11 protein-coding genes and 2 pseudogenes are annotated in these 8,946 nt (G+C 71.9%); 11 read left to right on the plus strand and 2 right to left on the minus strand.

The window, feature by feature from the left end; translation table 11 throughout:
• Positions 1-253: 253 nt before the first annotated feature.
• The 3 genes and pseudogenes from G6O68_RS33745 to G6O68_RS33405 all read left to right on the plus strand — a co-directional run bounded on the left by G6O68_RS33745 (position 254) and on the right by G6O68_RS33405 (position 1,301).
• Positions 254-448 carry an acetolactate decarboxylase gene (locus G6O68_RS33745; RefSeq protein ID WP_165253496.1) on the plus strand — a complete coding sequence of 65 codons (195 nt, stop codon included), beginning with the start codon at positions 254-256 and terminating at the stop codon, positions 446-448.
• Between the two features lie 63 nt (positions 449-511).
• Positions 512-957: pseudogene (locus G6O68_RS33750) on the plus strand (DUF5990 family protein).
• A 215-nt stretch (positions 958-1,172) separates the two neighbouring features.
• Positions 1,173-1,301 (plus strand): hypothetical protein, encoded by a 129-nt coding sequence (locus G6O68_RS33405; RefSeq protein ID WP_261345625.1) that lies wholly within the window; start codon positions 1,173-1,175, stop codon positions 1,299-1,301.
• A 471-nt stretch (positions 1,302-1,772) separates the two neighbouring features.
• Here G6O68_RS33405 and G6O68_RS30985 read toward each other — a convergent pair whose 3' ends face one another.
• Positions 1,773-2,801, minus strand: a complete 1,029-nt coding sequence (locus G6O68_RS30985; protein WP_165253498.1) for an SRPBCC family protein — start codon at positions 2,799-2,801, stop codon at positions 1,773-1,775.
• Positions 2,802-3,284: 483 nt separating this feature from the next.
• Positions 3,285-3,890: pseudogene (locus G6O68_RS30990) on the minus strand (carbon-nitrogen hydrolase family protein); the annotation flags it as partial.
• Positions 3,891-4,082: 192 nt separating this feature from the next.
• On the opposite strand from G6O68_RS30990, the gene G6O68_RS30995 reads away from it, so the two are divergent.
• The 8 genes from G6O68_RS30995 to G6O68_RS31025 form a co-directional block, all read left to right on the plus strand.
• Positions 4,083-4,457 carry a DUF1257 domain-containing protein gene (locus tag G6O68_RS30995; protein ID WP_390625409.1) on the plus strand — a complete coding sequence of 125 codons (375 nt, stop codon included), beginning with the start codon at positions 4,083-4,085 and terminating at the stop codon, positions 4,455-4,457.
• Complete coding sequence (locus G6O68_RS31000) at positions 4,454-4,648, plus strand: DUF2997 domain-containing protein (RefSeq protein WP_165253504.1); 195 nt, start codon at positions 4,454-4,456, stop codon at positions 4,646-4,648. Before G6O68_RS30995 ends, G6O68_RS31000 begins: the two co-directional genes overlap by 4 nt.
• Positions 4,649-4,715: 67 nt before the next feature.
• Positions 4,716-6,212, plus strand: a complete 1,497-nt coding sequence (locus G6O68_RS31005) for an AAA family ATPase (protein ID WP_165253506.1) — start codon at positions 4,716-4,718, stop codon at positions 6,210-6,212.
• Between the two features lie 106 nt (positions 6,213-6,318).
• The gene (locus G6O68_RS32575; RefSeq protein ID WP_206108275.1) at positions 6,319-6,741 is read left to right on the plus strand and encodes a hypothetical protein; all 423 of its coding nucleotides are present in this window, start codon (positions 6,319-6,321) and stop codon (positions 6,739-6,741) included.
• 72 nt (positions 6,742-6,813) lie between these two features.
• Positions 6,814-7,308 carry a hypothetical protein gene (locus tag G6O68_RS32580; protein ID WP_206108276.1) on the plus strand — a complete coding sequence of 165 codons (495 nt, stop codon included), beginning with the start codon at positions 6,814-6,816 and terminating at the stop codon, positions 7,306-7,308.
• Entirely contained in the window at positions 7,308-7,553 is a 246-nt protein-coding gene (locus G6O68_RS31015) for a hypothetical protein (protein WP_165253508.1), read from the plus strand. The genes G6O68_RS32580 and G6O68_RS31015 overlap by 1 nt, the downstream gene beginning before the upstream one ends.
• A 105-nt stretch (positions 7,554-7,658) precedes the next feature.
• Positions 7,659-7,964 carry a hypothetical protein gene (locus G6O68_RS31020; RefSeq protein ID WP_165253510.1) on the plus strand — a complete coding sequence of 102 codons (306 nt, stop codon included), beginning with the start codon at positions 7,659-7,661 and terminating at the stop codon, positions 7,962-7,964.
• A 102-nt stretch (positions 7,965-8,066) separates the two neighbouring features.
• On the plus strand, positions 8,067-8,946 hold an 880-nt coding region (locus tag G6O68_RS31025; RefSeq protein ID WP_165253512.1), incomplete at its 3' end, for a hypothetical protein.

Raw genomic sequence — 8,946 nt, forward strand, 5'->3', positions numbered from 1 at the left:
AGCCCGACCAGCGCCGCCAAGTCCGAGCGGAGCCGACGAAGCGACGAGGCCGATCGAACGAGGCCGGATCGCCGGGGAGTGGGCGAAGCGGGGCTTCAGTTGCGACCTCTGGGCCGACACGCCGGGTCGGCGTTGGTAGAACTTCACCCTTGCGACCGACGAACCGGTTGCCCTTAAATCCCTTGGGAGACGACTCGGCCTTGCCCTTCGCCATCGGCCCGGCGTCCGTCCCTCCCCTGCCCCCCGCTTGCCGGTGAGCTTCAGCCGGGAAACGGGCCTTGACCTCGCCGGCGCATTCGCAGGCATCCGCCGCCCCGCCTGGGTCGGGGGGGTGAGCGTCCCTGCATACCACTTGCATTTCCCCTCGGACGCGCGCAAGTTCGGCGGGCACGTGTTGGCCTGCCGGGTCCGCGAGGGCCGCGTTCACCGCGACGTGCGCTGCAACTGAGGTAGGGACGGCGAGCCGGGGCGGCGAGGACGAAGATGGCCGCCCCCAAGGGGGAAGTCGCAAATGAATGTAGAACTGAGGCTCCGCATCGTCCTGGAGAGCCCGCCCGCCGGCGTCGACTTCGGCCTGCAACTCGGCAAAGGGTCCGACTACGAGACGATCGAGACGCAGCGGTCGCAGGGGACGACCTCCGCTTCGATGGCACGGTCACGGCGAAGGGCGACCGTGGCGTCGACCCGCCGACCTTCCTCGGCCCCCTGACCCAGGGGCCTCCAACGGGTCGCTTCCTTTACATCGACATCGGCAAGTCGGCGGGCCAGGCGGGCGGCGGGTGGGGCCGGAGGCTCAAGGTGCCGCTGGGCGGCATCACGTGGGAGATGATCGAGCGGGTGGCGGCCGACCCGGGGCTGGTCCTCGAAGCCAGGTTGCCGGGCGCGGGGAAGGACGGCGGCCCGAGTTGTGCGGCCGTGCATCCCGCCCTCGGCTGGAAGCCTGCACGTCGCACATGATGACCGAGCTGGGCCTGGAGGCGGGCGAGGCGGGAATCCCTCCCGTCCGCTCGATCACTCGGAGGGCACATCAGGCCGGGTGACGGCCCGGTCGCTCGGCCACGTCGTGGACGAGCGTCGAGGCGGCCGGTTGCGACGCTGCCCGCCCGGAGCAGCTTCGACGGATCTGTGACCCTCGTGCAAGAGCCGCGAGGGCACCCCGGATCGGCATCAACGTGCTCCTGATCTGGCTCCTCGACATCTCGTCCCCCGTGGCCCGGGCCGGGGAGCCCCCGAAGCCGAGGCCCTTGATCTTGGCGCACTACTCGCCCTGGTTCGAGGCGAAGCCGGTCGGCGAGTCCTGAGGCTGGCACTGGACCATGGGCCGCTTCGACCCGGAGCGGTCGGACCCGCAGGGCGGGCGGCAGATCGCCTCGCATTACTACCCGCCGATCGGCCCCTGCGACTCGGCCGACCCCGACGCGCTGCAGTACCACGCCCTCCGGATGAAGGTCGCCGGGATCGACCGCGTGGCCGCCGACCGGTACGACAGCGACGACGACGCAGTTCCTGGCCAAAAAGTCCGGGTCGTAAAGGTTCTCGACGAAGCTGAGACGACCGGCGAGAGGACCGACCGCGTACACGTCGCCCCGGAACAGCTTGTAGGTGGTTCCTTCGTGGTTGAGCGTCAGTTCGATCTCCGAGTCGGGCGGGGCCGGGATGGTCCGCTGTCGGCTCGACAGGCGGTTGGTCGTCGCCCCGGCGACGAGGATGACGACCAGGGCGACGATGACCCGACCGATCCGTCTCCTCGTGGGGGCGCAAAGACCGACGCCTCAGTCCATCTCCCCGCTCATCGCTTCCCTCATCTCCCGCAGGTGCCCGTCGATCGCACGCTTCAGGAACAGCGAGATCATCCACAGCACCGGACGGGCCCGGGCGGACATCGGTTGAAGCTCGAAGGATCGGACGACCTGGGTTTCATCGACCGCGGGAGAGAAATCCCAGCTTTCCTCGAAATGCGTGGCGAGCCGGGAGAGGGGCGGCGAGAAGTCGCCCATCCTGAGCATCAGCCGCCTCTGCGGATCCCACTCGACGATCTCCTCGACGTGCGTCGAGCCATCGGTGTTCGCCACTCTGATCCTGGTCCCCACGATCTCCGGCGTCTGCCTCTCGAACTCGGCGGACTTGATGCCCGGCAGCACTCCGTATCCCCGGAACTGCGGCCAGAGCGAGAGGTCGAGGATCAGCCGGGCGATCCGCTCCGGTGGGCAGGGCAGCGTCTCTCGGCAGGAGAACGAGACGGGCTTCATCGCATTGCCTCGACGGCTTCGAGGAATGGGTCGCCGGCCACGCCGCCACCAGGGGACGAGAGGCGGCGTCGGCAGGTCGTTTTTCCCGCCGAGGCTGTCGTCGAGCCAGGCCGTGTACCAGCCGGTGAAGGTCACGGGCTGACCCGATGCGTCGAGCACGGGGGCGATCCCGGCGTGATCGACCCGCTTGTCGTCCCAGATGAATCCACGCCGCTCGCCTTGGATGACGAGCCATTGCCGCAGGGCGCACCCCTTGCGGCAGATCTGGATAGCCCCGGCCATGATCGCCGGGTTCCAGGAGTGCGCCTCCAATTCCCGGTCCCAGGCTTCCATGAGCCGGACCTGCTCCTCGGCCGGTGCGTCGTCGGGCCAATCGGGCTCCCCCTCCCAGAACGAATCGGGCAGGTTCCAGGCGGCCTGGTGCGGGAACGGCGTGCCGGGGTCGCCGACGAGCCCACCGCCCGCCCAATCCCGGTCGTCGTCATCCTTCCCGAACGGCAGGTCGTCGTAGTACGGCCCCGCCTCCCATCGCCGATCTCGGTGATGAAGCATCGGTAGTCGTCGGGCAACGACATGCCGTGACGCCGCTCGAACTCCTCGATGACCGAGATACTGAGCGGCGAGTTCAGCTTGTAGTCATGGGAGGATCCCCCGAAGACCCGGCGTTTCCGGTCACGCCGATCCAGATCAGCGAGCTTCTGGAGCACCGAAGTACGGTCGAGGCTCATGGACACGGCCTGGGTTCAACTGGTGACTTCGACCGTCCGGTCATCCCATGCGTCTCCGGTATCGAACGTGGAGAGGAGGACCATGAGCCGCAGGATACTGGGCGGCCGGGGCGACGGTGGTTCGGAAGCACTTCCAGAGACGACCGACATCGATGATCGCCACGATCCGGTTGTTCGTGATGGACCTTACCTACCGGGCTCTCGTCCGGTGCCGATCGGCTTCACGATCTCCCCGTAAGCCTCGGGCCTTCGCTGCCGGAGGTTCCGGCTGTTCCGCCAGGCCATTCGGACCTTCCTCAGAACGATCTTAGCGGTGACGTAGCCCTCCTTCGGCTCCGTGCAGGCGGCGAGGATCTGGGCGGGCTACCGGCCGATCATCGTCCCCGCCCCTTACGCCTGGTTCGTGGCGACCATCGCCACCTCGTCCTGGAACATCACCGATTTGACGATGAAGTCCCCTTCCGATCGTTGATCCAGACCAGGATCTCGGCCCCCCCCACAGCGAGAGGATGCGATGGGTCTCCGGGAGCCGGCCGTCGTAGCAGGTTAGGACGCCGACCCGGCCGAAGTCCAGGTCGAAGACCGGGAAGTGCCGCCCACGCACCATCTTCCACTCGGGGTCGTTCGTCGGGAACCGCTCGTCGTCCTTCCCCTGCGGGGGCTTCGACCAAGGCGGCTGGCCCTCGGCATGGTCCACGGCGGCGTGGACCTTGCCGTACTTGCCGGCGATCTTCCCCGACCGGTCGAACAGGATGGCGGTATTCGCATACTTCTCGTCCTCGAAGACCTTCCGGCGGCCGACGACCACGTAGATCTCAGCCGCCGCCCCGGCGATCCGCCCCGTCTGCGGGCCTGGGATGGTGACCCGGCCCGGCAGATACTCCGGGAAGACCACGAGCTGCGCCGCCTCCCCGGCCGCCTTCTCGACTCATCGAACCACGGACTCGCTCGGGTCGAATCCGGGCCCCGGATCGCTCGCGGGCGCCTCGTCGGGCGAGGCAGGCTCGTCCGCCGCTAAAAAACCGTCGAATTCGCGTCATCAATCCGTGGTGAAAGACCTAGCCGCCGTCCGGTACGGCGTCTCCACACTTTTTCCGGCGGGAGGATGTCCGTGAGCCACATCGTCACGATCCAGACCGAGGTGCGTGATCCCGAGGCGGTCGCGGCCGCCTGCCGCCGGCTTGGCCTGCCCGAGCCGGTCCGCGGGACGGCCGAGCTCTTCTCCGGCGAGGCGGCCGGGCTGCTGGTCCGGCTGCCCGGCTGGCGCTACCCGGCGGTCGTCGACGCGGCCGCCGGCCGCATCCTGTACGACAACTACGGCGGGGCCTGGGGGGAGCGGGCCCAGCTCGACCGCTTCATGCAACGTTACGCGGTCGAGAAGGCCCGGATCGAGGCGAGGAAGCGGGGCCACGCCGTGGTCGAACACGCCCTGGCCGACGGCTCCATCAGGCTCACGATCGAGGTCGGAGGTGCGTCTTGAGCAAGGTCGTCGAGATCACGGTCAGCCCCGGGGGCGAGACGACCGTACGCACGCGAGGCTTCGCCGGATCCGAATGCCGCGAGGCGAGCCGGTTCGTCGAGCGGGCCCTGGGCCGGCGGACGGCCGAGAGTCTGACGCCCGAGTTCCACCAGGACCAACGCGCCGGCCTGCGGCTCGACCAGTCCACCTGACCCCGCCCCCGATCCCTCGCCGCCCGCTTCCTACGACCACGTCCCCCACACCATCGAGGAGCCTTCCATGACGCTCGCCGAGCGCCTTGAGGAGTACGTGCGCGCCTGCTTCACCGGGCTCTGGGTCCGGTCGTCCGAGCACCAGGACGCCCTGGCCGAGATCGCCGACCTGTGCCGATCCCGCGGGTGGTCGGTCGCCGCGTGGGACGTCGACGGGGGCCTCAGGGTCTTCGGCGGCGACGCCGAGGCCGCCCTCCCCATCGACGCCGGCGACCCGCTGGCGGCGATCCGGGCCCTGGACGGCATGGCCGCTCCCGACGGCGCGGCGCTGCTGGTGCTGGTCAACTTCCACCGCTTCCTGGGGAGCCCCGAGGTCGTCCAGGCCCTCGACTCCCGGATCGTCGCCGGCAAGCAGGCCCGCACGTTCGTCGTCGTCCTGTCGCCGGTCGTCCAGGTGCCCGTCGAGCTGGAGAAGCAGTTCGTCGTCCTGGAGCACGACCTGCCCGGCCGCGGCCAGCTCGAAGCCATCGCCCGCTCGATCGCCTGCGAGCCGGGCGAGCTTCCCGAGGGGGACGAGCTCGACCGGGTCCTGGACGCGGCCGCGGGGCTGACGCGGTACGAGGCCGAGGGGGCCTGCAGCCTCTCGCTCGTCCGCCACGGCCGCGTCGCCGCCGGGCCGCTCTGGGAGCTGAAGTCGGGCATGCTGAAGAAGAGCGGCCTGCTGACGCTGCACCGCGGCGGCGAGGCGTTCGCCGACCTGGGGGGCCTGGACGCCCTCAAGGCGTTCTGCTCCCGCGCCTTGCAGCCAGGCCGCAAGGCCGGCGTCCGCGCCCGGGGCGTCCTGCTGCTGGGCGTGCCGGGCACGGGCAAGTCGCAGTTCGCCAAAGCCCTCGGCAACGAGACGGGGCGGCCGACGCTGACGCTCGACGTCGGGGCCTTGCTCGGCAGCCTCGTGGGCGAGACCGAGCGGAACGTGAGGCAGGCGTTGCGGATCGCCGATGCGATGGCCCCCTGCGTCCTGTTCTGCGACGAGATCGAGAAGGCCCTCGCCGGCGGCTCCTCCGACGGCCGCGGCGACTCGGGGGTGGGTGCCCGGCTGTTCGGCTCGCTTTTGAGCTGGCTGTCCGACCACGAGTCGGACGTCTTCTTCGTCGGCACCTCGAACGACGTCTCGAAGCTCCCGCCCGAGTTCAGTCGCGCCGAGAGGTTCGACGCGGTCTACTTCCTCGACCTGCCCGGCGCGGCCGAGAAGGAGGCGATCTGGAATATGTACATCGATCGCTTCTCGCTCGACGCCGAGCAGCGTCGCCCCCGCGACGCCGACTGGACCGGGGCCGAGGTCCGGGCGTGCCGCCGGCTGGCGGCCCTGCTCGACGTCCCGCTCCTGGAGGCGGCGAGGAACATCGTCCCGGTGGCGGTCACCGCGGGCGAGTCGGTCGAGCGGCTGCGGTCCTGGGCCGCCGGCCGCTGCCTGGCCGCCGATCGGCCCGGCGTCTACTCGCGCGTCGGCTCGCCCGAGGGGCCCCGCCGCCAGGTCCGCCGGTGCGAGCCCTCCGACAACTGACCCTCCGTCGCCGGGCTCTCCCGGCGGGTCGACGACTTGTACGAGAACCATTTCACGAGGCGGCGGCCCGCACGGCCGGCCGCCTCGTCCCTTTCCAGGAGGTTCGATGACCACATTGCTCGACCGCATCGAAGGACCCCCGGTTATCTCATCAGTCGCCGTCGACGGCCTCGGCGAGCCGGCCCGGCGGCTGCGGGTCGAGACGGCCGCCGCCCGCGTCGCGTTCACCTGGCTGGGCACGCGCAAGGCGCTCACCGCCCCGCAGCGCGACCGCGCCGCCGAGGCGTTCGACGCCGAGGGCGGATGCCTCTCGGCGGGCAAGCGGCTGCTCGACGTCAAGCACCCGGCCTTCCGCGCCGTCACCGCCGTCCGCGGCCGGATCCGTTCGTACTGGCGCGACGTCTCGCTGCCGTTCCCCGAGCCCGGCGTCCGGCTCATCCGACGGGACGCGGTCGACGAGTTCGCCCGCCGGATCGCCGGCTTCCGCGGCGAGCTGGACGACGCCGTCGCCGACCTCGACCGCCGCTAAGGCGAGCTGAAGGGTGCGGCCGCCCGCCGGCTCGGGAGCCTCTACGACCCGGCCGACTACCCTTCCACCCTGGTGGGGCTGTTCGCCGTCGCCTGCGACTTCCCCTCGGTGGAGCCGCCCGACTACCTCATGAGGCTCGCGCCCGACCTGTACGAGCGCGAGCGGGCCCGGATGGAATCCCGGTTCGAGGAGGCGGTCGCGCTGGCCGAGCGGGCGTTCGCCGAGGAGTTCGCCCGCCTGGTCGAGCACCTCGCCGAACGGCTCGACGGCGCGGGCGACGACGGCCGGCCCAAGGTCTTCCGCGACTCCGCCGTGGAGAACCTGTGCGGCTTCTTCGACCGCTTCCGGGCGCTCAACGTCCGGAGCGACGCCCAGCTCGACGAGCTGGTGGAGCGGGCGCGGCAGGCGGTCCGGGGCGTGGGCCCGCGGGAGCTGCGCGAGGCCCCCGACCTGCGGCGGCGGGCGGCGACGCAGCTCTCCCAGGTCCAGTCAGCCCTGGACGGCATGCTGGTCGAGCGGCCCCACCGCCGCATCCTCCGGCAGGCGGCCGCGCCGGGGGACGCCTGATGCGGATCGTGGTCGACCCCCGCGGCGTCGTCCGGGCCGTGTACGACGAGGCCGTCGATCTGGCCGCCCTCGGCCGCCCCGCGATCGCCCGCGCCAGCCGCGTCGAGCCCGACGCCGAGGGCCGCTGGACGGCCGACCTGTCGCCCTGCGGGGGCCCGACGCTCGGGCCCTTCGCCCGCCGGGGCGAGGCCCTGGCGGCCGAGGTCGCCTGGCTGGAATCCAACCGGCTCGCGCCTCCCGGCTGATCGCACGCCGCGCGACGCCCCAAGTCCGAACACGACCCACGCGACGCCGAAGCCGCCGGGCGTGCCGGAGGGCCCGGGGTCGCATCGCGCCCGAGAGGAGCCCCCGTGACCCAGTCCCAGCTCGACCGCACCGTCGCCCGCTGCACCGGAGAGCCGCTCGCCGTGATCCGCCGCCTCGGCTTCCAGGCCCGCGCCGGGCGGCCCGACGACCTGGAGGCCGAGGACCTCCACCTGGCCGTCGACTGCCCCTTCTGCGGCGGGGGCGTCGCCCTGCCCGCCGGCCTCGCCGGCCCTCGCCCGCTCGCCGGATGCGGCGACTGCGACGTGGAGTTCGAGTTCGCCGCCGCCGACGTCTACGCCGCCGGCCCCGGGCCCGGGAGGCGGCCGCACCGCCGCGTCCACGCGGCGTAGGACGGGTGCGTCGGGCGGGCCCTTTCGGTGCCCGCCCGCGCCGCCGGTTCTGCCGCCGCTTTCCGATTAACGCTAATCGCCCACCCCACGGAGTCGACCGCCATGATCGTCCTGACCCGCCGCGACGCCCGCCGCCTGCGGGCCGTCCTCCGCCGCCGCACGCTGGGCTTCGCCCGCAACGGCCCGGCGCCCCCGATCGTCATTGACGCCGACCCGGCCGGCGGGTCGCGCGTCCGGCTGCACCTCGACCACCTGGCCGTCGAATGCATTCTGGAGGGCGTTTCCGGGGCGGAGGGGTCCGTCATGATCCCGCTGGAGGCCCTGGCCGACTTCGAGGGCCGCGACGACTTTCCGGTGCTGCTGGAATCGCCAGGCCCCGGGCGATCGACCGCGCGTTGGGACGACCGGGGCGTCCCGCAGTCGCGCGAATACGCCGTCCCGGACGTCGCGCCGCAAGCCTTTCCGGAGACGCCCGCCGCCCTCGTCGAGCGTCTCCCGGGCCTCTTGGAGGCCTTGGCCGAGGCCGCCGCGACGGCCGGCGGGCGGACGGCCCGCCACGCACTCGACTGCATCCTGCTGAGGGGGTCGACGTCCGAAATCATCGCCACCGACGGCCGCCAGGTGTTCGTGCAGGGCGGCTTCGGAATGCCCTGGGACGACGACCTCCTCGTGCGCGCCGTCCCGCTGTTCGCGTGCAGGGCTCTGCCGCGCGAGGCCCCCGTCGCGATCGCCCGGACGAAGTCCCACGTCGTGCTGCGGTCCGGTGCCTGGACGCTGCACCCGGCGATCCAGGCCGACGCCCGGTTCCCGCGCGTCGAGCACGCCGTGCCCGACCCCGGCTCGGCCGCGACCCGGCTGACGATCGACCCGGGCGACGCCGCGTTCCTGGCCGGGGCGATCGGCCGCCTCGCCGGCGGCGACGAGCCGCACGCCCCCGCGACGCTCGACTGCAACGGCCGCGTCGCCGTGCGCGCCCGCGCGG

The organism is Paludisphaera soli (genome assembly GCF_011064595.1).
Classification (GTDB): domain Bacteria; phylum Planctomycetota; class Planctomycetia; order Isosphaerales; family Isosphaeraceae; genus Paludisphaera; species Paludisphaera soli.